Genomic DNA, 22,963 nt, shown 5'->3' on the forward strand with positions numbered 1-22,963 from the left:
ATTACAAATGAAAAAAAAAGTTTTCAATTTGATTTCAAAAACTTACTTAGAAGAATATGATGCTGAAGGATGCTACTTTAAACATGATAGTGGATTAGAAATATTTGAATTAAAAAGCAATACATTTAAAGAACATGCTTTTGGCATAGCATTTAAAACTATTCCCACCAACAGTACTGGGGTTGCTCACATTCTAGAACACACGATTTTTTGTGGCTCAAACAAATATAGGATTAAGATCCTTTCCTTTACCTAATGAAAGGAAGTTTAAATACTTTCTTAAATGCAATGACATTTCCAGATAAGACTCTCTATCCAGCAGCATCTACCATTCAAAAAGATTATTTTAACTTGTTTAAAATATATGCTGATGCTATTTTTAATCCATTACTTAAAAAAGAAGCCTTCATGCAAGAAGGTTATAATATAAACCCAACTAATTTTAAATTATCTGGTATTGTCTTAAATGAAATGAAAGGGAACTATTCCAATAAAAATTCCTTGATTAATGAAATTGCTACCAATTCCCTCTTTTGTGAGGGCACCTATCAATATGATTCTGGGGGCAACCCTATCAATATCATTGATCTTACATATGAAGAATTTATCGAATTTTATGAAAAATACTATACACTAGAAAACTGCAAAATATTTTTATTTGGGAATATTGATACTAATAAAAATCTTAATTTTATTGAAAAATATATAATTAGACCTTACAAAAGAGAAAAATTAAACATTAATTATAATATAGATAAGATCACAAAATGGACAAAAAGCAAGATATTAAGTTACGATATCCCAAAAGAAACTGAAAATACACTTGGAGTATATGCAATAAATTGGTTATGTACTGACATTACAAATATAAAGGAAAATATTGGACTTACAATCTTATCAGAAATTCTATTAGATAGCTCCTGTCAGTTTACTATCAATATGTTAAAGAGTGAAATTGGTGATGTAATAGCTAATGTTAGTGGTATCAATACAGACATAAAAGAATGTGTATTTTCATTTGGATTGCAAAACGTACTTCCAGGTAAAATAGAAAAATTTAAAAATATGGTTTTTAATGAACTTAAAAATCTTGTTAAAACAAAAATTCCAAAAGAATTAATACAAGGTATTCTCTTTGGTTATGAATTTGCATTAAAAGAAGAAAAAGGACAAGGGTGGCCCATTTCTTTAATGATCAAAAGTTTTAGGGGCTGGATACATAGTATGCATCCAGCCGAAACTTTAAAAATCAATTATCATCTAGATGAGATCAAAAGTAAACTAAAAAGAGGAGAACCTTATTTTGAAAACCTTATAGAAAAATATTTACTCAATAATAATCATTATACTTTAATTCATTTCAATCCATCAGATACAATCCTTAAAGAAATGGAAGATAAGATTGAAAAAAAATTAATGGATAGAGAAATTGAAATTAAGAAAGATCCAGAAAAACTTGCAGAGTTTAAAGAAGATTATAACCGATTTAAAGAATACCAAAAAAAGGTCGATTTAAAATCTGACATTTCTAAACTTCCTATGATAAAAACAGAAGATTTGCCAAAAGAAATTGAAAAAAGTTTAAGTCTTAATGAAACTCCTGAACTTAAGGCACACACATTTGTATTAAAGAAAAATAATCATATCTTTAACGTATATTTATTTTTTAAATTAAATCTTCTTCAAAAAGAAGATTTCATGCTTCTTTCCTTACTTAAAAGATCTATCCAAGAGTTATCTACTCAGAATTATTCATATGTAGAAATAAATAACAAAATTCAAAATACCTTGGGACAACTCAATATATACGAGAGTTATGAAGAAGATCTTCATGAAAATATGTTAAATTTATTTAACATAAACTTCAAATCATTTAACAACAAAATCCAAGAATCATTTATATTAATTAAAGAAATTCTAATCAATATCAACTTTCATGATTATAAAAAATTAAAAGAAATAATCTTAAGTCTAAAAAACGATTTTAAATCAATATTAATCCCTAAGGGGCATATCTTTGCAACAACAAGATCGGAATCAAAATTAAATCAAAGCAAATACTTATGCGAACTTCAACTTGGAATTACAGGAAGAGAGTACTGGCAAAAAATCAAAACAGACACAGACTCTTTAAAAGAAATCGCATGTAATTTAGAAAACTTAAGAAATAAAATAATTTTTAAAAGTAACATATCATCACTACTTATAGGGAACACCAATGATGTCATTAAAAAATTAGAAAGTGAATTATTTAAACTAAGAGAAAGTTTAAGTGAACAAAATTATATTGATAACTCAATTACAATACAACCAACAAACTACAATTTAAAAGAAGTAATTCTAATTCCATCAAAAATATCTTTTAACTCAATGAGTTTTGTAAGCCATAAAATAACAGATACAAATTATCCTAAAATAAATTTTCTAACACATATATTAAAAAGCGGAATCTTATGGGAAAAAGTAAGGGTAATTGGTGGGGCATATGGCGCATTTGCATCAATTACAAATGGAATTTTTTCTTTTACATCGTATAGAGATCCAAACTTTGTCAAAACATATCAGGCTTTTGAAGCATCATTAGAGGAACTAGCTAATAGTGAAATAAAAAATGAAGAGCTTTACACATATCTAGTAGGAATGATTGGTCTTAGCACAAACGTAAAAACTAAATCCGCAGAAATACTAGCAAGCTATAAGAGAAAAATGTTAAACATTAGTGATAAGTTAAGACAAGATATAAGAGATGCTTACTTTCAAACAACAAGTATCGACATTAAAGATACAGCTGAACAAGTACTACATCAAGTAAAACAAAAAAATAGCATTACAGCACTCATTAACACTGCAACTTATGAAAACGAAAAAGAAAAACTAGAATCACTTATCGGAAAAAAATATAGGGTAAAAAAAATATACTAACTACATATAAAAAACAACAAAGTAAAAGTTGAAATAAAAATTATAAATAAAAGCTACAAATTTATATATAAATTAATATATTAATTTATTTAACCTTTTTTATACTTTTTGTTGAATTTATCTATTCTACCTGCTGCATCCACAAATTTTTGTTGGCCCGTATAAAAAGGATGTGATTTGCTTGTAATTTCAACAGTAATTAATGGGTATTCCTTATTATCACTATATTTAATTGTTTCCTTTGAAGTTAAAGTAGATTTAGTTAAAAACATAGTACCATTAGCGCCATCCTTAAATACTACTAAATTACTAATAGGATGTATATCTTTTTTCATAAAGCCTCTCTTAATTTAATCAAAGTTTATTCTAAATCTTAAACAAAGTCAATTTTACTAATCCCCATTACTCATGGTTTTTAGAAAAATTTCATTATTTTTACTCTTTTTCATTTTTTCAACTAAAGCCTCAACTCCTTCATAATCATCGACACTGCCTAAAATTTTTCTAATAAGTAAAATCTTAGAACGTTCCTCTTCACTTAATAACAACTCTTCCTTCCTTGTTCCTGACTTTTTGATATTAATAGCAGGGAAAAGCCTTCTATCAGCCAAACTCCTGTCAAGAATTAACTCCATGTTACCAGTACTCTTAAATTCTTCAAAAATGACTTCATCCATCTTGCTTCCAGTATCAACTAAAGCTGTGGCTATAATGGTAAGACTTCCACCTTCTTCTATATTTCTGGCAGAACCAAAAAATCTCTTAGGTTTATGTAAAGCATTAGAATCAACTCCTCCTGAAAGGATCTTGCCAGAAGTTGGCATGGTCTGATTATAAGCTCTTGCAAGTCTTGTAATAGAATCTAGCAGAATAACAACATCCTTTTTATTCTCAACAAGTCTTTTTGCCTTCTCAATAACCATCTCTGCAACCTGCACATGTCTGCTAGCTTGCTCATCAAAATTAGATGCAATTACTTCACCCTTAACACCACGTATCATGTCAGTAACCTCTTCAGGTCTCTCATCAATGAGTAAAATCATTAAAATAATGTCAGGATAGTTGGTAGTGATCGCATTAGCTATTTTTTGAAGCAAAGTAGTTTTACCAGCCTTTGGGGGTGATACTATTAATGCTCTTTGTCCTTTTCCAATAGGAGAAAAAAGATTAATAAGCCTTGTAGAGATATTACAATTTTCATATTCAAGATTCAACTTTGAACTAGGATATAAAGGGGTTAAATTATCAAAAGGGATTCTATTTTGAGCAAACGTGGGATTTGATCATTAATGCTTTTAATCTTAATCATTGCAAAAAATCTCTCACCATCCCTTGGAGATTTGATTTGACCATATAAAATATCACCCGTCCTTAAATTAAAAAGCCTAATCTGAGACGGTGAAACATAAACATCATTACCTCCTGAGAGATAAGAGTTAGAAGCCGTACGTAAAAAACCATACCCATCACTTAACACATCAAGGACCCCAGTAAATAAAACACTAATATTATGTTCAGTTAATATTTTAACAAGTAAAAATATTAACTCTGTCTTTTTCATTGTTACTGCAATAGTATGATTAGTACCAAGGCCCTCAACAACTTTTCTGACCTCGGTAATTGGCTTATCATAAAGACTATCAATAACTATAAAATCCTTACCACCCAAAAAATTAATAATATTACTTTGTTCAAAAGTCTGAATGCTGCTTTCTAAAGCTGGATCAGGTATATCATAATCAAAATCTGATGAAACCTCATTAGATTCTTTTAATTTATCAATATCAGAATTTTTAAGTCCAGTAGAAATAGATTCTTTTTTAGTGACAACCTTAACCACTTTTTTTCTAGAATTATCATCAATTTTTAATTCCTTAGAAGAGTTTAAGCGCTTCATTTCATCCTCTAAATCAAATTCCTCATATTTTTTATCCATAATCTTTCCTCTATGAGACAAATTTTAAGAAGGGTATTTATTTTATTAAAAACAATACTTAACCATTAAATAAACATAATGCTAATTCATTGAAAAGTATCTTTTAATTGAGAAACTGTAAAAGAAAATAAATCTATGCTCTCGCTAGATTTAATCATTTCACACTTACCATCAAAGACTATATTATCATTGATAAATATTTTTCTTGTCTTAACATCACCATATACCTTACAACCATTATTTAAATAAACCTTACTGCTAGCATTAACATTTCCCTTTAAAATTCCTTCTACTACTAACGTATCACAAATTACTACGTCTGTAATAACTTTGCCATTCTTGCCTATAAAAAGTAGGCCACTTTGGGAAAAAATCTCACCTTCAAAAGAAGAATCAAGATATAAAGCACCATCAAACTTTAACTTTCCTCTGAAAATTAAACTTGCATCTAGCTTACAATCCCATTTATAAGAATCTTTCAAACTAATAGGCATTAACTATCCCTTAATGCTCCATACTCGTTCTTTTAAATCTTTACCTGGACGGAAATAAGCAACATGGTGATCATCAACATTAACATATTCGCCTGTCTGAGGATTGCGGGCATTTTGACGACCTTTTCTTTTTCGCAACTCGAATGTTCCAAAAGATCTAAACTCTATGATATTATTAAGACAAAGATTATTTTTAAGTTCTTCAAAAAAAGCATCAATCACAAGTCTTATGTACTTTTTTTCTAATTTATCATTACTTTTTTTAATATTTAAAAATATTTGATTAACAATATTTGATTTAGTAACTTTGGGTCTTCTTGAAAAAGACATAAACTAGTTCCTTATCGTAATAACAAAACATTTAAATTTGATTTTTTACGCGCAGCCTTATTTCTATGAATTATTCTTTTTCTAGCAGCAGTATCTAATTTCTTTGAAACAAACTTAAAAAACTCAAGTGCTTCCTCTCTCTTACCTTCTCTTATCAGATTTACACAACGCTTTTCAATTGTTTTTAATTCACTCTTAACACTTACATTTCGTAAATTTCGCTTCAAATTTTGACGAGCTCGTTTTAATGCTGATGGATTATTACCCAAATCAAACTCCTTAATTCAGCAAATATGGTATTAAATAAATATACCAACTAATTACAATATAGTCAATCATACATTAAACACACTCATTAGCATATTTATCAATATAAGCAAATTCTTTGTGCATTGAATAAGACATTCTTTCATTATTAATATATACCTTTTTAAAGGCACCTTGATGTTTATACATAAAAGACAAATAACCACCCATACCTAATTCATAACCACTAATAAATACATTATCAAAAAATTTATAAAAGTATTCTCTTCCAGAAAAAATTTTTCTCTCATAAACCGAATCCTTTCTAAACTCATAAAAAATAACCAAATCTTTAATAACTAAAATATCATTTATTATAACCCTAACACCAACAAGGGAAACCAAAAAAAATATTATTATACTATCAAATGAAATATAACAAACAAGAATGCTAATCAAAATTTGCAATAAAAATGCCGCCAAATAAACGCCTGCAATATAATACCTTATTGGAAATGCTTGGGTCTTTGCAGTAAATAAATCACTTCTAACACTTTTAAGTTTTCTGACAAACTTATTTAAATATTCTTTTCTTGAAAAACAAATTTTTATTTTACGTCCATTATTTAACCTTAAGAACAACACACTATCTAATAATCTCTTTTCAATCCATGCGATATCATTAAAATCAAAATTAATTTTAAAACAAAATTTTTTATAAAAAATCTTACTTCCTTTAAAATCAAGTTCATAAAAATATCTCAGGTAAAAGATTGCTATAAAAAGATTTATTATTATTAAAAAAACAATAAAAGTACCAAATATATTGCTATATAACAACATATAAAATACAGCAAAACCTACGTTAAAAAGAAAAATAACAATTAATCTGATCTTATTAAAAAACTCATTCATATTAATGTCATATCTAAACATTAAATTTAAAGAAAATTATATCACCATCTTTTACCAAGTAATCCTTACCCTCAAGTCTAAGACGCCCTTTTTCCTTTACGCTCTGAATACTCTGAAACTTTATTAAATCATCAAATGAATACACTTCTGCTTTAATAAAACCTCTTTGAAAATCACCGTGAATTATACCTGCAGCTTCTGGAGCTTTCATTCCATCAATAAAAGTCCAAGCTCTAACTTCCTGTTCTCCTGCGGTAAAATAAGTTCTTAATCCCAAAGCATAGTAAGTTGTTCGTATTAAATTACTAAGACCACTCTCTTTTATTCCCATGGACTCAAACATTTCTCTTCTCTCACGCACGTTACTAATCTCAGCAAGTTCTGCTTCAATCTTAGCACACAAAATTAAGTAAGTATTACCCTCACTTAAAGCTATGTCTCTCACAATATCTGTATATTTATTGCCACAAAGAGAACTCTCGTCAACATTACAAACATACACAACTTTTTTCATAGTCAAAAGATTTAAAGACTTAATAAAATTATAGCCAAATTCATCAAACTCAAATTGAATTGCTGGTTCAACATTCATCAAATGTTTTTCAAGAGATTTAAGCATAGCAACAATCATCCGTGCATTCTCACTAACCTTTTTATCAAAACTCTTTATATTTTTTTCATTTTTCAGGATGCTTTTCCGTACAGTATCAAGATCTGCTAGGCATAACTCTATGTTAATTGTATTTATATCTCTTTGCGGATCCACGTCGCCATCAACATGAATCACTTCCCTATCTTCAAAACATCTAACAACATGTACAATAATAGAAACTTCACGAATATTTGCTAGAAATCTATTACCAAGACCCTCACCTCTAGAAGCGCCCTTAACAAGACCTGCAATATCAACAAATTCCATTACAGCAGGAATTGTTTTTTGTGACAAAACTAAACTGGCAATTTGTGCAAGCCTCTCATCAGGTATTTCCACTATCCCCACATTCGGTTCGATAGTACAAAAAGGATAATTAGCAATCTCTGATTTTGATGCAGTTAGAGACGTAAATAAAGTGGATTTGCCAACATTAGGCAATCCCACTATTCCTCCATTAAGAGCCATAAATAAAACCTCATAAACTAAAATTTAATTAACCAAATATGCAAATTCCCCTCTACCTATCTGTTGATTAAAATTCACCTCAACAGACAGATTATAATATCCATTAGGTTCTTGAAAACCCGGATAATCATATTCAAGCAAATAAGTTCCCGTCTTTTGTTCCATTATTAAATCATAAATTTTAGATACTCCCCCCTCATAAGATGAAAAAGGAATAATTGCACCACCAGTTTCATTTACCAAATACTGCAATCTAGACTCAACAGGATTATTGCCAAATAATATTAGATAAAATCTAATATCATTATTTTTATAATAACTTAAAATAGTATCTATGGAATATCTACTAAAAGCAGAACGACTTAAAGCTCCATTGCTAAAATAAAGCACGGCCCGTTTTGCACTTTTTGACATAAGTTCAGAACCTGCAAGTTTAAGGCTAACATCAGTCTTTACATGGCTTGAATCGTAAGCTCCAAGAGAATCCGTCCTATGAATAGTATTTACCAAACTCTCAATACTATCTACCAAAGGCACACTTGTTGCATTTATAAAGCTAAACTTTTTATTCGTTCTAGACTTTATAAGAGCATTTACACCTATAATTTGCTCTGATTCATAATCTTTCATAGCAAAAGATTTATCAAAAACAATTGCGACATTCATATCATTAGAGGTATTAATATCATAAGCAATTTTAGGATTAACAATATAATGTGCTTCGTTAGCAACTGCAAAATTTTCACTCTTTAGACCTATGATTGGCAAACCATTTCTATTGCTAACATTAAGTTCAACATAAACTTTAGGCCCCCCAGTCCTGATCACTCTACGTACATCAACATTTAAGCTGTCATAGACGCTAACATCATTTTTATAAACTGAAATCTGAGCATTATCAAAGTCTGAAACTATAATTTGATTATTAACATCAATAATTGAAGATGAAATTTTGGAATCAATATTATCTGCTTTTAAAAGTTTGACAAATGCTTTTCTTAAAACACTATATTTATAAACACCATACTTTGACGATATAATGATGTTATTGCCTAAAATATCACTACTAAGACCTTCTATCTCCTCAAGAAAAGTTTCAAGGGAATATAAATGATTGCCACTAGTATCAAAAACCTCAATAGAATTCTTAGGAGCATCAGCAACATAAATATTTCCATTTAAATATGTAACACCTGTCGGGCCCAAAAGTCCCATATATCCAACTGTCTTAACACCAAAATGCAAGATAAAATTACCTTTAGCATCAAACTTACTTATTCGCTTATTTCCCCATTCACTAACATAAATATAATCCCTATCATCAATTGTTATATACTGGGGGGCAAGCAATTCACCAGGCTTAGTACCCTTTTTTCCAATTGAACCCTTTTTCATACCAAAAGCTTTATCATATATGCCAATCTCATCATTTGAATAAAGCGTAACATAAAGCAACTCGCCAAGCTCAATCACGTCATAAGGCGATTTTAAAGGGGCAATTCCATTTCTAACTAAAACATTAACATTATTGTTAGAATCAAAATGTAATATTTCATTTCCCACAAAATTAACAGCATAATATCCACCATATTGATTAGCTTTTAAAGATGTAATCTGATATCCATATGGCCTATTGTAAATAGAGTTATTAAGAGACGCAACTTGAACAAATTTTTCAACATCAAGTTCATTATTTAATGATATGCCTCTTCTCTGTTCGATTATAGATATTAATTGCCTAAAATAAGCTGATTTATATCCTTGAGATTGTAAATTTCGCCATTCCATCAAAGCCTCTTCAACATAACCCAATCTATAATAGACATTGCCTATCCAAAAATGATAATCACGATTACTTGGATCAAAACTTAAAATTCGTTTAAGAGATAATAAAGCATCATCATAAAGCCCATTATTATAGGAATTAAGTGCCCATTTAAATTCTTCTTGGGCATCCTTATTAGTAATAATACCCTGAGCATATAAAGCAAATACACTCCAAAAAAATAAAATAATTTTATTTAACATTAAAACCATTCTCTTTATCATTAAGAAAACATTATATAAACTTGGCATTATTATACAAAATATATAATATATATTATATATATAATACTATGCAATATCACATATTAGTATCTGTACTACTTAAATATAGAGTACATTTTTACAAATAAAATTAGTAAAGAAGAGGTCAAATGAAAACAAGATATTTCTGCCTAGCTGCATTTTCTGCTATGCTTACAACTCTAGCAATTCCAAATGAACTAAAAAATATGGGATATTCAAGTATTGGTTTAGTTGCATATATACCACTTTTCATTGCACTAATACAAACAAAAAATAAAAAAACTTTAATTTATTTAACAATTTTTTACTTCTTAATAGCTAATAGTCTACAAAATTTTTGGCTTGCATTTTTTCATGCATTTGGAACAATCACATTCCTAGGGGCAGTAACTGGATATATTCCTTATGCTTTAGTTTTAGGATATTTACTATATTATGCATTAAAAACTTTTAAGAATAAAACACTAACCTTAGCCATACTTTTTACATTTTATGACTATTCAAAATCAATAGGTTTTGCAGCATATCCTTGGGGATTTGCTGCCTTTACGGTCAATAACTTTAATGATCTAATACAAGTGGCTGACATTTTTGGTGTATTTTTCGTATGTTTTATAGTTTACTTTTTTAATGCAGGGATTGCAAATTTTTTGATCAAACAAAGTAAAATCAATACATTAAGTTTATTATTCTCCACTCTACTAGTAAGTACTTCTTTTGCTTATGGAATCATGAAAAAAATACAACTAAATCCAATCTTAAGTAAAGAAATAGACACTCTCAATATTGTAGCAATTCAACTCAATACTGATCCTTGGGTTCTTGGGAATCATCAAAAAGGCATTAAAAAATCTATTAAACTCACAAAACAAGCCTTAAAAAAATATCCAGACACAGAACTTGTACTTTGGAGTGAAGGGACATTAACTCTACCTTTTAATTCTTACGCAAATTACATTTCCTATGACGAAGAACTTCTTAAATTATATAACTCAATGAATGAACTAATTATAAACAATAATGCCCACTTTGTAATAGGAGCACCTTCAAAAAGAGATTATAAGTCATCAACACATCAAAATTCAGTTTACGCAATCAACCCTAATCTTAAGATAGAAAATATATATTCTAAAATATTTTTAGTTCCCTTTTCTGAGAAAATACCATTTTATGAATACCAATTTGTTAAAGATTTTTTCAATAAAAACTTTAACATTGCAGGACAAATGAATGGAAATAAACTTGAAATCTTTAAACTCAAAAAATTCCATTGCGGGCTCTTAATATGCTATGACGATGCATTTCCAGATCTTGCAAGAAGTTATAAAAGACAAAACGCAAATTTATTATTAAACTTTTCAAATGACTCTTGGTCACATACAAACTCATCAGAATGGCAACACTTCGTAGTAGCTAAATTTAGAAGTATAGAAAACGGAATTAAAACTATTAGGGCTACAAACTCTGGAATAACTGCTATTATCAATGAATATGGGGAAAATGTAAAAAGCTTAGAAACCTTTAAAGAAGGTTATCTAATATCAAAAATAAAATTACCCCCACGATTCACAACAACCTATGAATACATTGGGGACTTGTTTATATATGCCTTAGCAATAGCAATTGTAATTATGACGCTAAGATTTCATTTTATTGAAAAAAGCACCCACTTATTATCTTGATTTATAAAAGATAAAGTCTGATCATCCTTCCAAAACGGAATCTTATTAGTAAGAGCATTTTTTTTAGCTTTAACTTTAACATTATAAGAATCATCTGCAATTTTCACAATATTTAAAGATTTAAGGTCATAAAAATCATCAACTGCAAAATAACTTAAATCGTCTTTATCTAAATGATCTGAGGCAAATTCTAAACTTGCAATAAAATCATCCCTAGTCTCATTTTTTCCTAAAACTTTAACCTCATCGGCCATAACAGAATTAAGTAAACTTAAATCCTGTAAAAGAAAAGCTCTTACAAATTTGCTAAATTGAAACTTAATCGCTTGCTCTTTATGCTTTCCCCTTTCCCTATCAGCAATATATTCTATCTTGGGAGCATTTGTTATTTCGCTAATTTCAACCTTATCATGCTTTATGCCTGGAATATCATCAAGCTTAACATCATGAAATGAAAGAAAGTTAGATTCACTACCTTCTAATCTAATTTTAGAATCAATCTCTTCTACAGCAGCTTTAAAATTAACTTCTTCTTTCAATTTTGGATAAATTTCCAAAGCTTTTTTTTGAAAAATCTTGCCCTTTTTCACCTTGCCGACATCAATATATCGTTGTCCAACCTCATAATAAAAAATGGCAAGTTCTTTTTGTGTATCATCAACTAAAGAACTATCTTTTGCAAATACATTCATAAAAGCAAAAGAAAAAAATAAAAACACCAATTTTCTCATGCCAACCTCCATAAAATCTAATTGTCCTCAAAAAAATAAAAGTCAAATTAATAAATTACCAATTGTTATAAGTAATTATATTACAAGTTTATCTTTAATGAAAGCAATAAATTTGCTTTTATGGTCATAATCAAAAATATTTTAATGCTAATCATTATCAATGCATCTAAATATCAAAACGAATAATACAATTGCTTATTTCACTATTGTAAACAAATATTAATATTCTTAAATAAAAGATGACAACAAAATAATCTTTTTTAAATCTTAATTAAAAAAAGAATTTAAATACTATTCAATTTAGTTTTTTTAAATATTGACATTAATACCAATAAAAAATAATATTTTTAATGTCAAGACACTAACTTTACATGTTTTAATTCTAAATCTAAAGGGATATGAATGGATAGCAAATCCACATTAAGTAATTTAAAAAACAATTTAATATTTTTTAACGTGACGATTAAACAATTTATAATAAAAATAACAATTAAATTTATACGACAAAAGTTCAAACAAAAATCCATTTTAAAGCAACATATAAAGAAAATTAACACATTAATCAAAAGTTTTAATTTATGTAAAATTACAAATCATATAATTCTAAACAACAAAGGAGACAATAATTATAATTGACAAGAATTTACAAGTCATAATCTTATTTAACAACAAAAAATTTACTTGTGAAATGGAGATGGTAAAAACTTACGATGGTAAAGTGTCAAATAAATAAACAACAACCTAAAAAATTTAAATGCAATTTTTATCTTTGAAAAAATTTAACAAACCAAATTATAAAAACAACAATATTTAATTTAAACATGATGAATATCGTTAGAAGGTTCATTTTAAGCTAAACATTGCATAGCATAAGGGGGTTAAAGTATGATTTATACAAGATTTAAAGAATTAGTTGCAGAATTCCTAGGTACATTTATCCTTCTAACACTAGGAACAGGGTCTGTGGCAATGGCAACCTTATTTCCATCAAATTCTGCTGTAGCTGGAGAAATAATAAATGGGGGTTATACAAATATAGTATTTGGCTGGGTCTAGGTATAACATTTGGGATATATACAGCCTCAAGAATTAATGGTGCTCACTTAAACCCTGCTATTAGTATTGGGCTAACTATTATTAGAAAATGCCCAATGTCAAAACTTGTCCACTATATTTCGGCTCAAATGCTTGGAACACTCTTCGGAGCTCTAATGACATTAATTGTATTCTATCCTAAACAGATAGAAATAGATCCTATCTTTGAAATTACTCAGGGCATCATGTCAACTTTACCCGCCATTCCTGGTTTTTGGTCTGGATTTATTGACCAAGTATTTGGAACATTTTTATTGATGTTGTTAGTCTTAGTTGTTGAAAAGTTTACAAAGGGAGATATTAAAGCTTATTTCCCTTTCATTATTGGAGCAATAGTTATAGCTATTGGAATAAGCTTCGGGGAAATGAAGGGTTATGCTATTAATCCAGCAAGGGATTTGGGGCCAAGAATATTACTACTAATAGCTGGTTTTAAAAATTACGGTTTTAACGAAACAACTGTATTTATGGTCCCTATATTAGGTCCAATAATCGGCGCCATTTTAGGTGCTGTAATTTATAAATTTACCCTAGAAGACAAAAAATAATTCAATTTATCCCCAGCATTAATTGTTAATAATAGTGCTAAGGAAGGACAATCATTATGAAATATATTTTATCTGTCGAACAAGGAACGACTAGCTCAAGAGCAATAATATTTGACAAATATGCAAATATAAAAGGGTTTGCCCAAAAGAAATTTGGGCAAATTTATCCTCATACAAGTTGGGTTGAACATAATCCAAACGAAATATGGCATTCTATATTAGGAGTAATGACGGAAGCTTTAGCAAACGCAAGAACTTTTCCCAATGAAATTGCAACAATCGGAATTACAAACCAAAGAGAAACGACCATTATCTGGGACAGATACACTGGATATCCAATTTATAATGCAATCGTCTGGCAAGACAGACGAACAGAACAACTCTGTTATGAATTAAAAGCAGGGGGAAAAGATAAAATCTTTTTACAAAAAACAGGCCTTGTGTTAGATGCTTACTTCAGTGGCACCAAAATAAAATGGATACTGGACAATATTGCAGGAGCAAGAAAACGAGCAGAAAATGGAGAATTATGCTTTGGAACGATAGATACATGGATAATCTGGAATCTTACTAAAGGAAAAATACACATCACAGATTACTCTAATGCGTAAGAACCCTGCTTTTAAACATTAAATCACTTAAATGGGACTATGAACTGCTACAAATATTAGATATTCCAAAATCAATCTTACCTGAACTTAAACAAAGTTCTGAAGTATATGGCAAAACTAATTCTTCTATACTGGGAACAGAAATTACTATTTCAGGCATATCAGGGGATCAATTTGCAGCAACATTTGGACAGGCATGTCTTCAAAAAGGAATGGCTAAGAATACCTATGGAACTGGCTGTTTTCTTACAGTTAATATAGGCAAAGAACCTGTTATTAATGAACAAAAGATATTAACATCAATCGCATGGACAAGGAAAAATTTAGTAACTTATGCCCTTGAGGGAAGCGTTTTCATTGGGGGGGCTGTAATTCAATGGCTAAGAGATAATCTAGAATTATTTAAAAAAGATGATGAATCAGAAGCACTGGCAGCATCAGTAGATAATAATGGTGGCATTTATTTTGTACCCGCATTTGTAGGACTTGGAGCTCCTCATTGGGATTCTTATGCAAGAGGAATGATTATTGGACTTACAAGAGGTTCAACAAAAGAACATATCACAAGAGCTGCTCTTGAAAGCATTGCTCTACAAAGTTTTGATGTACTAACTGAAATGCGAAATTCTATTCAAGGATTCGAGATAAAAGAATTAAGAGTTGACGGGGGAGCTAGTAAAAATAATTTACTCATGCAATTTCAAGCTGATATTTTACAGTGTAACGTTGTTAGACCAAAAATAACAGAAACAACTGCTCTTGGTGCTGCTTACTTAGCAGGACTTGCTATAGGATACTGGGAAAGCGTTGAAGAAATTACAAGTCTTTGGAAGGTAGATAAAATATTTGAACCTTCAATGGAACAAAGCAAAAGAGAAGATTTAATTTATAATTGGCATAAAGCTATTAAGAGATCAAAAGCTTGGATTCAATAATACTAATAGTGCCTACTATAATACATAGATACTATTAGTTTGTAAAATTTATTGAACTTAAGTATCTCTTGGAAATTACTTGGAAATTGCAAATTTAACTTATAAAGTTAAAATTGAATAAACATAATGGAGATATTCAATATGAAAAACTTATTTAATTTTTTAAAACCAGCACCTCACATACAAAGGGTGCAAAAAGAATTTGAAAAGCCATTATACACAAGACTAAGACTTCAACTCTTTATTTCAATAGTTGTTGGGTATGCGGGTTTTTATTTGACCAGAACAATTTTTGCATTTGTCATTCCAACTCTGGAAAAAGAAGGATTTAGCAAAAGCCAATTAGGATTTATTTTTACTGGAATTTCATTTGCATATGGATTTTCTAAATTTATTATGGGCAATGTCTCAATCGAAGCAATCCTAGATATTTTTTACCTCTAGGACTGATTCTCACAGCAATAATTACTCTCACATTCGGATCATTTCCATGGGAATCACTTAATCACACAACCACCATAATCTTAATGTTCATTTTCATGTTTATAAATGGGTGGGTTCAAGGAATGGGATGGCCTGCATGTGGACGAACTATGGTTCACTGGTGGCCCAAAAAAACAAGAGGAAGAATTGTTGCAGCTTGGAATATATCCCACAACATAGGAGGAGGAATAAGTGGAATAATATCAAGCCAGGCCTTGATGTATTTCGGGATATGGCAAGCCGTATTTTACGCACCAATACCATTAGTAGTAATAATTGCAATATTTGCTCTAATTTCACTAAGGGACACACCTCAATCCGTAGGATTACCACCAATTGAAGAATATGAAAATGATTATACTGATAGCTATACAGAAGACGCTGAAAGAGAACTTAGTCCAAAAGAAATATTTATGCAATATGTCCTTAACAATAAGTTACTATGGTCCATAGCTATTGCTAACGGATTTATATACTTTGTAAGATATGGTGTATTAGAATGGTCGCCAACATACCTTTCACAAGTAAAAAAAATCTCCATAGACAAATCAGGGTGGGCATATGCCTTTTATGAGTTTTCAGCTATTCCTGGAACACTATTTTGTGGATGGGTATCTGATAAAATTTTTAAAGGAAAAAGATCTCAAACTGGTATAATCTTTATGACAGCTACTCTTATTGCAGTAATTATATATTGGCAATTACCAGTCAATACTCCAATGCTTACTACTCTTTTCTTAGCAATAATAGGATTTCTAATCTACGGACCTGTGATGCTTATTGGTCTTCATGCTCTTGACCTTGTACCAAAAAAAGCTGCGGGCACGGCTGCAGGACTTACAGGCATATTTGGGTATATAATAGGCTCTGTTGCTGCCAAGGCAATTACAGGTGTTGTCTTAGATTATACAAGTTGGGATGTTTATTTTCAGTTATTAATAATCTCATGCATATTGGCAATTATATTTATAAGTCTAACACTTAAGCATGAATATAGTACTGATAATAAAAAATGATAATAATATTTTGTATAATAATGTTATACACATAATATAAATACACTGTTAATAAACTAATATATTATATAATGTAGTAATTATAATATTTGAGGGGTTAAACAAATGCAATTAACAAAATTAAAATTATTAATGTTCATAATAAACATCCTTTTAATTATTTCTTGCAACAAGGAAAAAGTTAGTATAAATATGAAATCACCATTAGTCATAGCTCACAGGGGAGCCAGTGGGTATTTACCAGAACATACTTTAGAAGCTAAGGCATATGCTTATGCTCTGGGTGCTGATTACTTAGAACAAGATATTGTCTTAACAAAAGATAATATTCCTGTCATAATGCACGACCCAGAACTTGATACAACAACAAATGTGGCTCAATTATTTCCCGAAAGAGCTAGAGCAAATGGAAGATACTATTCTGTTGACTTTACACTGGTTGAACTAAAATCACTAAGTCTTAGTGAAAGATTTGATCCTGAAACAAAAAAACCAATATATCCCAATCGTTTTCCTTTAAACGGATGTGATTTCAAAATCCCAACACTAGAAGAAGAAATACTATTAATACAAGGATTAAACAAAAGTACAGGAAGAAATGTTGGTATCTACCCTGAAATTAAAAAACCTCTATGGCATAAACAAGAAGGTAAAGACATATCCAAAATCGTAATAGAAATTTTAAATAAATACGGATACAAATCAAAAGAAGACAAAATTTATCTTCAAACATTTGATTTTGATGAATTAAAAAGAATCAGAGAAGAACTTGGATATCAAGGAAAATTAATAATGCTTGTCGGGGAAAATGACTGGGATGAAGCACCAACAGACTATGAATACATCAAATCAACAGAGGGTATGAGGGATGTTTCACAATATGCTGATGGAATTGGACCTTGGATAAACCAAATCATAATTGATGGAAAAATTACAGATCTTACAAGATTAGCACACAAATACAATTTAGAAGTTCATCCTTATACATTTAGAGTTGATGCATTACCAGCATACGTACAAAGTACAAATGAACTATTAAATTTGTTATTTAACAAAGTTCAAATAGATGGTATATTCACAGATTTTCCTGATACAGTAATACAGTTTTTAAAACAGTAAAATCATATTGACTAAGGAGAATATTTAATTTATATGAATAAACATGCAAAAGACGAATTAAAATCTCTTGATAATCAAGATTTTGATTTAATAATAGTTGGTGGGGGAGCAACTGGATTTGGTATTGCGGTAGATTCAATTACAAGAGGATATAAAACTCTACTTATTGAAAAATTTGATTATGCAAAAGGTGCTTCCTCTAAAACTACCAAACTATTACATGGAGGCGTAAGATATTTAGCGCAGTTTAACTTGCCATTAGTAAAAGAGGCCTTACATGAAAAAGCTATACTTGAAACAAACGCACCTCATTTAATAAATGAGCGTGCATTTGTTACGCCCATATATAACATCTTAAGTATCCCTTATTACTACTTAGGACTCAAATGGTATCATAAGCTTCTTGGCAAATACACAAAATCCAAGTACAGAACAAAATTATTATCAAAATCTAAAACAATAGAGAAAATGCCAAATATCAAAACCAAAGGTCTTAAATGTTCTGTTTTGTACTATGATAATTCATTTGATGACGCCAGAATGATAATAAGTTTACTTAGAACCTTCACTGAAAAAGGGGGGATTGCATTCAACTATACAGAAATTACAAGATTCATAAAACAAAATGATCAAATCTCTGGTGTTATCATTAAAGATAGAATGACTGACACACAAGTTACTGTTCATAGTAAGTGTGTAATAAATGCAACTGGCAGTTTTGCAGATGATGTCAGAAAACTAGATGATATTAATGCCTCTAACATTATCAAACCTTCTCAAGGAACACATTTGGTTCTTAAAAAAGATACATTAAATACCAAATACGCGTTACTTATACCTAAAACAACTGATAATAGGATCCTAATTTCTGTACCTTGGTATGACGTCATAATTTGTGGTAGTACAGATGTTGCAATAGACAAAATTGAAGAGGAACCTAAAAGATTTGAAAATGAGATTGAATTCATAGTAAAAACCTTGAATAATTATTTAGACAATAAAATAACAAAAAGTGATATCTTAAGTGTTTATTCAGGGATAGGCCCTTAATAGCGGATCTCAAAGGGGACAACAATACCTCAAAATTATCAAGAAGTGAAAAAATATTTATATCAAAGTCAAATCTCATCACAATTGGTGGTGGGAAATATACTACTTACAGAAAGATGGCTGAAAAGGTTTTACAAAGTGCAATTAATGAAAGATTAATACCTGATTCAACATCTCAAACAAAACATTTAAAACTTCATGGATACATAAAAAGAGAAGAGGCACTTAAAATCCCTGAATACTTCAGACCTTATGGGAGTGACTTTAAATATTTAAGTCAAATGAAAGAGTTCAATAATAGAATTCACATAGATTTGCCGTTAAATGAAGCACAAATAATATTTGCCATTCAATTTGAACAAGCAAAAACTGTTGAAGATATTTTATCAAGAAGAACGAGATCTTTACTTTTCAATGCAAAAGTCACAATTGAGTCTGCACCAAAGGTTGCTGAAATTATGATGAATCAACTTGGTAAATCTAAGGCATGGAGAGATGAGCAAATAAAAAACTTTAAAGAGATAGCAATAAAATATTTAGTTTAATCAATGGGGGTTATAATACAATCTCCCCCCCTATTATTTTTAAATATTTATTCTTATATAGCATCAATTTGTTACTCTACTAAATTATTCTACTAAACAAAACAGTACCCTAGACATCTATTGCTAAAGGCTAACCAGAATTAACAATGATAAATTAACTCAATTTTTTATAAGCAGATAACATCCTTTAACAACAAAACAACACAGAGATATCAGTAGATATCATAAAAAAAGTAAAAGTTCAAATTTATTTAAGCAAATTGACAAGTAATCCTTGAATTTCTTCAAGACTACTTAACAACCTAATTTGAGAAACCTGATTTTGTAAAACAGAATAAGCAAGCCTATCAAGTTTTTCGTTAATAACCTTAACAATGCGATATTTGGGTCTTTTCAGCTCCCCACTATTGCCTCCTTTTTGTTCTTTAAGAGTAATAGAAAATGATAAAACAATAGATAAAAATTCTCCCACAGCTTTTTTATAAAAAATTACATTTTGACGAGAAGGCTCGCTTAACAATTTTTCACCAATATCATTAATGCTATCTAACATATCTTTAATTAGCTCAAGATTAAATTCACCATTCTCAAGAACAATAAAATGTCTATCTTCTCCTCTTATGAGTTCAGATTTAAATATCGCTGAAAAAATATTTGACCTATTAGCATTAACCTTTTTTTTAGCAGTCTTATAATCCTTTGAATCAAGATTTAAAGCCCCTGCTACTAAATTATTAATCTTCATCTATCTTACTCATGTCATTAAACAAGTATTTATCACTCTTATCCACACAATCATCCTTAGTTAAATTCCTACGCTTCATGCCCTCATTTACTTCATTTAAAACATTTTCATCAACTTTATAAGAACCTGTATAAATCAAAACATCTTTTTCAGAAAAACTAAGATTACCAATACCAATATTCATGTATCCATCAATAATTGCCCCTTCTTCAACCTCAATTGACTTACATGAAATATTACCAATAATGCACCCTGATTGGAAAACCTTAATTTTATTACTAGCATGAATATTTCCAAGAATTATTCCAGAAACAACAACTTCATTTGCATTAATATTTGATTTAATTCGCCCTGTCTCACCAATTATAACTCTCTTATTCGAGTTAATAGTTCCTAAAAAATCACCATCAATTCGAATAAAATTATCTGAATTTAATTCTCCTTTAAAAAAATCACCTTTTCCTATAATTGTTTTTACTTCAGAAAAAGGAAAAGACACTGAATTTTTCTTATTCTTTTTAATATTTAATAAACCCAACATTTATTTCGAAGCCCCCCCCGTTGCTAAATTTAAATACATATCAGGATTGACGACTTGAGATCCTATTCGAACCTCATAATGAAGATGGGGACCTGTAGAATATCCCGTCTGACCAAGAAACCCAATTATTTGACCTTTTTTAACATACGAACCCTTAGAAATATTTAAGCGAGACATATGTGCATAAAGAGTTGATAGTCCATACTTATGTTTAATTTGAACAAAATTGCCATAACCTGTGACCTGATAACTAGCCCTAACAACTTCACCATCAGCAGCTGCCACAATAGCTGTTCCAATTCTCACTCCTGCAAGATCTATGCCCTTATGAATATACCACTGTCCGGTAAAAGGCTCAGTAGCTGGGCCAAAATACAAAGAAACAAAACCATCACCTTTAATAATTGGCCAAAGCGAAGGAATATCATTTAATAGTTTATTTTGAGAATGAAGTAATTTAACTATGCTCTTAAGAGGCGAAATTGACCCTTCTATTGTGTTTTTAACATTTTTTAGATCATTTAATTCCTTAAGTGAATTAGCTTCTAACATTTGCAAATCAATAAAATCTGCAAGGTCTCCTTCCAATTTGCTACGATTCAAAGATACATGACTTTCCTTTATTTTCAAAGAGGTACTAAGTTCATCTAAGACTTTAGAAAAAGTACTAGCAACAGAATTAATCTCTACAACTGTATTTCTAAAGTCTTCAATCTCAGATTCCGCAAGTGCATAACTTTTTTCAGTAGAATTAACAACAGATTTAAGAGTAACATAATTAACAGCAAGCAAAACAAATCCTATAAATATCAAAAGAAAAAATAAAAAAAATAAAAATAAAGTTAAAAAAGAAATCTTTATATTCTTAACATTCCCTTTAACATGGGGAATAATCATAAAACTAATATTTTGCCTGAAAAAAAAGTAAATACTATTTACAAGCTTAAAAAAAGAACTAAAAATTGTAAAAAAATCTTATCTATTTTTTTTAAAAATGATAGGATTTCAATCCCTCTTCTATTTTTCATCATAAACCTCTCACCATACACTCACTAATCCTTAAGATCCTGAATACCGAAAACTTATTTGAAAGACACAAATATTTATTTAATGGTTCCAATATCAAATAACACCACCAAATTCTAAAATTTACCTTCTATATCAATTATCTCTCTAAATGTAATAAAAATACTATAAATATACATAAATGATTTATTATTATATACAATGAAAACATTATTCTTTGCAACTACCAACATAAACAAAATAAACGAAGTAAAACAAATTTTAGATATACCTAATATAAAAATAAAAATACCCAGAAATTTTAATGTGCAAGAAACAGGTCAAACTTTCCAAGAAAATTCCTTATTAAAAGCAAGGGTTTTATTTGAATCTCTACACCGAAAACAAAATGTTTTTAGCGAAGACTCGGGATTATGCATAGAAGCCTTAAATTTTGAACCTGGCATTTATTCTAAAAGATATGATCATTATAAACTAGGAAAAAAACTGGAAACAAATGATAAAAATCATCTTATCATAAATTTAATGAAAGATAAAAAAAACAGAACAGCCTATTTTATATGCATAGTCAGTCACATCTCAACAGATGGAACAATAACTAATTTCGAAGGTATATTCAATGGCACAATTGCTTTTGATATTGATCATTGCAAAAAAAATGGATTTGGATATGATCCAATATTTTTGACTACAGATAATAAAAGACTTAGCGAACTTAGCATTGAAGATAAAAATAAAATATCCCATAGAGGCATTGCATTTACTAAATTTAAAAAATTCCTAATGAAATCCTTAAATTAATA

General features: G+C 29.5%; 15 protein-coding genes and 6 pseudogenes. 9 read left to right on the top strand and 12 right to left on the bottom strand.

Annotated features, from left to right (window positions below; genetic code table 11):
* The first annotated feature begins 7 nt into the window (after positions 1–7).
* A pseudogene (locus ACWUD1_RS01135) lies at positions 8–2,922 on the top strand (insulinase family protein).
* An 89-nt stretch (positions 2,923–3,011) separates the two neighbouring features.
* Here ACWUD1_RS01135 and ACWUD1_RS01140 read toward each other — a convergent pair.
* From ACWUD1_RS01140 to ACWUD1_RS01175, 8 genes and pseudogenes are all read right to left on the bottom strand, one after another.
* Positions 3,012–3,257, bottom strand: a complete 246-nt coding sequence (locus tag ACWUD1_RS01140; RefSeq protein WP_472756724.1) for a type B 50S ribosomal protein L31 — start codon at positions 3,255–3,257, stop codon at positions 3,012–3,014.
* 57 nt (positions 3,258–3,314) lie between these two features.
* Positions 3,315–4,858: pseudogene (gene rho / locus ACWUD1_RS01145) on the bottom strand (transcription termination factor Rho).
* Positions 4,859–4,944: 86 nt separating this feature from the next.
* Positions 4,945–5,352, bottom strand: coding sequence for a bactofilin family protein (locus ACWUD1_RS01150; protein WP_472756725.1), 408 nt, complete (start codon positions 5,350–5,352; stop codon positions 4,945–4,947).
* A gap of 3 nt (positions 5,353–5,355) precedes the next feature.
* Positions 5,356–5,682, bottom strand: coding sequence for an HU family DNA-binding protein (locus ACWUD1_RS01155; RefSeq protein ID WP_472756726.1), 327 nt, complete (start codon positions 5,680–5,682; stop codon positions 5,356–5,358).
* Between the two features lie 11 nt (positions 5,683–5,693).
* Positions 5,694–5,951, bottom strand: a complete 258-nt coding sequence (rpsT, locus tag ACWUD1_RS01160; RefSeq protein ID WP_472756727.1) for a 30S ribosomal protein S20 — start codon at positions 5,949–5,951, stop codon at positions 5,694–5,696.
* Between the two features lie 73 nt (positions 5,952–6,024).
* Complete coding sequence (locus tag ACWUD1_RS01165; RefSeq protein ID WP_472756728.1) at positions 6,025–6,843, bottom strand: hypothetical protein; 819 nt, start codon at positions 6,841–6,843, stop codon at positions 6,025–6,027.
* Between the two features lie 13 nt (positions 6,844–6,856).
* A complete protein-coding gene (gene ychF / locus ACWUD1_RS01170) occupies positions 6,857–7,963 on the bottom strand; it encodes a redox-regulated ATPase YchF (RefSeq protein WP_472756729.1) in 1,107 nt (368 codons plus the stop codon).
* 24 nt (positions 7,964–7,987) lie between these two features.
* A complete protein-coding gene (locus ACWUD1_RS01175; RefSeq protein WP_472756908.1) occupies positions 7,988–10,000 on the bottom strand; it encodes a hypothetical protein in 2,013 nt (670 codons plus the stop codon).
* Between the two features lie 161 nt (positions 10,001–10,161).
* Between ACWUD1_RS01175 and lnt the strand changes: the two genes are divergently transcribed.
* Complete coding sequence (gene lnt, locus ACWUD1_RS01180; protein ID WP_472756730.1) at positions 10,162–11,715, top strand: apolipoprotein N-acyltransferase; 1,554 nt, start codon at positions 10,162–10,164, stop codon at positions 11,713–11,715.
* On the opposite strand, the gene ACWUD1_RS01185 is transcribed toward lnt, so the two are convergent.
* A complete protein-coding gene (locus ACWUD1_RS01185; RefSeq protein ID WP_472756731.1) occupies positions 11,679–12,446 on the bottom strand; it encodes a hypothetical protein in 768 nt (255 codons plus the stop codon). The genes lnt and ACWUD1_RS01185 overlap by 37 nt on opposite strands.
* 885 nt (positions 12,447–13,331) lie before the next feature.
* Here ACWUD1_RS01185 and ACWUD1_RS01190 point away from each other — a divergent pair.
* From ACWUD1_RS01190 to ACWUD1_RS01215, 6 genes and pseudogenes are all read left to right on the top strand, one after another.
* Positions 13,332–14,089, top strand: a pseudogene (locus ACWUD1_RS01190) (MIP/aquaporin family protein).
* A gap of 56 nt (positions 14,090–14,145) precedes the next feature.
* Positions 14,146–15,635: pseudogene (gene glpK / locus ACWUD1_RS01195) on the top strand (glycerol kinase GlpK).
* A 141-nt stretch (positions 15,636–15,776) separates the two neighbouring features.
* Positions 15,777–16,079 (top strand): hypothetical protein, encoded by a 303-nt coding sequence (locus tag ACWUD1_RS01200; RefSeq protein ID WP_472756732.1) that lies wholly within the window; start codon positions 15,777–15,779, stop codon positions 16,077–16,079.
* A gap of 20 nt (positions 16,080–16,099) precedes the next feature.
* Positions 16,100–17,134 (top strand): MFS transporter, encoded by a 1,035-nt coding sequence (locus ACWUD1_RS01205; protein WP_472756909.1) that lies wholly within the window; start codon positions 16,100–16,102, stop codon positions 17,132–17,134.
* 132 nt (positions 17,135–17,266) lie between these two features.
* Positions 17,267–18,253: a glycerophosphodiester phosphodiesterase gene (gene glpQ / locus ACWUD1_RS01210; protein ID WP_472756910.1), complete on the top strand. Its 987-nt coding sequence runs from the start codon at positions 17,267–17,269 to the stop codon at positions 18,251–18,253.
* Between the two features lie 33 nt (positions 18,254–18,286).
* A pseudogene (locus ACWUD1_RS01215) lies at positions 18,287–19,848 on the top strand (glycerol-3-phosphate dehydrogenase/oxidase).
* A gap of 247 nt (positions 19,849–20,095) precedes the next feature.
* Here ACWUD1_RS01215 and ACWUD1_RS01220 read toward each other — a convergent pair.
* The 3 genes and pseudogenes from ACWUD1_RS01220 to ACWUD1_RS01230 form a co-directional block, all read right to left on the bottom strand.
* On the bottom strand, positions 20,096–20,593 hold the full coding sequence (locus ACWUD1_RS01220) for a YaaR family protein (RefSeq protein ID WP_472756733.1): 498 nt from the start codon (positions 20,591–20,593) through the stop codon (positions 20,096–20,098).
* Positions 20,583–21,134 carry a bactofilin family protein gene (locus ACWUD1_RS01225; RefSeq protein ID WP_472756734.1) on the bottom strand — a complete coding sequence of 184 codons (552 nt, stop codon included), beginning with the start codon at positions 21,132–21,134 and terminating at the stop codon, positions 20,583–20,585. The genes ACWUD1_RS01220 and ACWUD1_RS01225 overlap by 11 nt, the downstream gene beginning before the upstream one ends.
* Positions 21,135–22,162 (bottom strand): annotated as a pseudogene (locus ACWUD1_RS01230) (M23 family metallopeptidase). It lies immediately after the preceding gene.
* A gap of 199 nt (positions 22,163–22,361) precedes the next feature.
* Between ACWUD1_RS01230 and rdgB the strand changes: the two are divergent.
* Positions 22,362–22,961: an RdgB/HAM1 family non-canonical purine NTP pyrophosphatase gene (gene rdgB / locus ACWUD1_RS01235; RefSeq protein ID WP_472756735.1), complete on the top strand. Its 600-nt coding sequence runs from the start codon at positions 22,362–22,364 to the stop codon at positions 22,959–22,961.
* Positions 22,962–22,963: the final 2 nt, after the last annotated feature.

This window comes from Borrelia tillae (genome assembly GCF_055693965.1).

Coding starts and splice junctions, on each gene's coding strand:
- ACWUD1_RS01140 (WP_472756724.1), bottom strand. CDS start 3,257: ATGAAAAAAGATATACATCCTATTAGTAATTTAGTAGTATTTAAGGAT.
- ACWUD1_RS01150 (WP_472756725.1), bottom strand. CDS start 5,352: ATGCCTATTAGTTTGAAAGATTCTTATAAATGGGATTGTAAGCTAGAT.
- ACWUD1_RS01155 (WP_472756726.1), bottom strand. CDS start 5,682: ATGTCTTTTTCAAGAAGACCCAAAGTTACTAAATCAAATATTGTTAAT.
- ACWUD1_RS01165 (WP_472756728.1), bottom strand. CDS start 6,843: ATGAATGAGTTTTTTAATAAGATCAGATTAATTGTTATTTTTCTTTTT.
- ychF (WP_472756729.1), bottom strand. CDS start 7,963: ATGGCTCTTAATGGAGGAATAGTGGGATTGCCTAATGTTGGCAAATCC.
- ACWUD1_RS01175 (WP_472756908.1), bottom strand. CDS start 10,000: ATGGTTTTAATGTTAAATAAAATTATTTTATTTTTTTGGAGTGTATTT.
- lnt (WP_472756730.1), top strand. CDS start 10,162: ATGAAAACAAGATATTTCTGCCTAGCTGCATTTTCTGCTATGCTTACA.
- ACWUD1_RS01185 (WP_472756731.1), bottom strand. CDS start 12,446: ATGAGAAAATTGGTGTTTTTATTTTTTTCTTTTGCTTTTATGAATGTA.
- ACWUD1_RS01200 (WP_472756732.1), top strand. CDS start 15,777: ATGAAAAACTTATTTAATTTTTTAAAACCAGCACCTCACATACAAAGG.
- glpQ (WP_472756910.1), top strand. CDS start 17,267: ATGTTCATAATAAACATCCTTTTAATTATTTCTTGCAACAAGGAAAAA.
- ACWUD1_RS01220 (WP_472756733.1), bottom strand. CDS start 20,593: ATGAAGATTAATAATTTAGTAGCAGGGGCTTTAAATCTTGATTCAAAG.
- ACWUD1_RS01225 (WP_472756734.1), bottom strand. CDS start 21,134: ATGTTGGGTTTATTAAATATTAAAAAGAATAAGAAAAATTCAGTGTCT.
- rdgB (WP_472756735.1), top strand. CDS start 22,362: ATGAAAACATTATTCTTTGCAACTACCAACATAAACAAAATAAACGAA.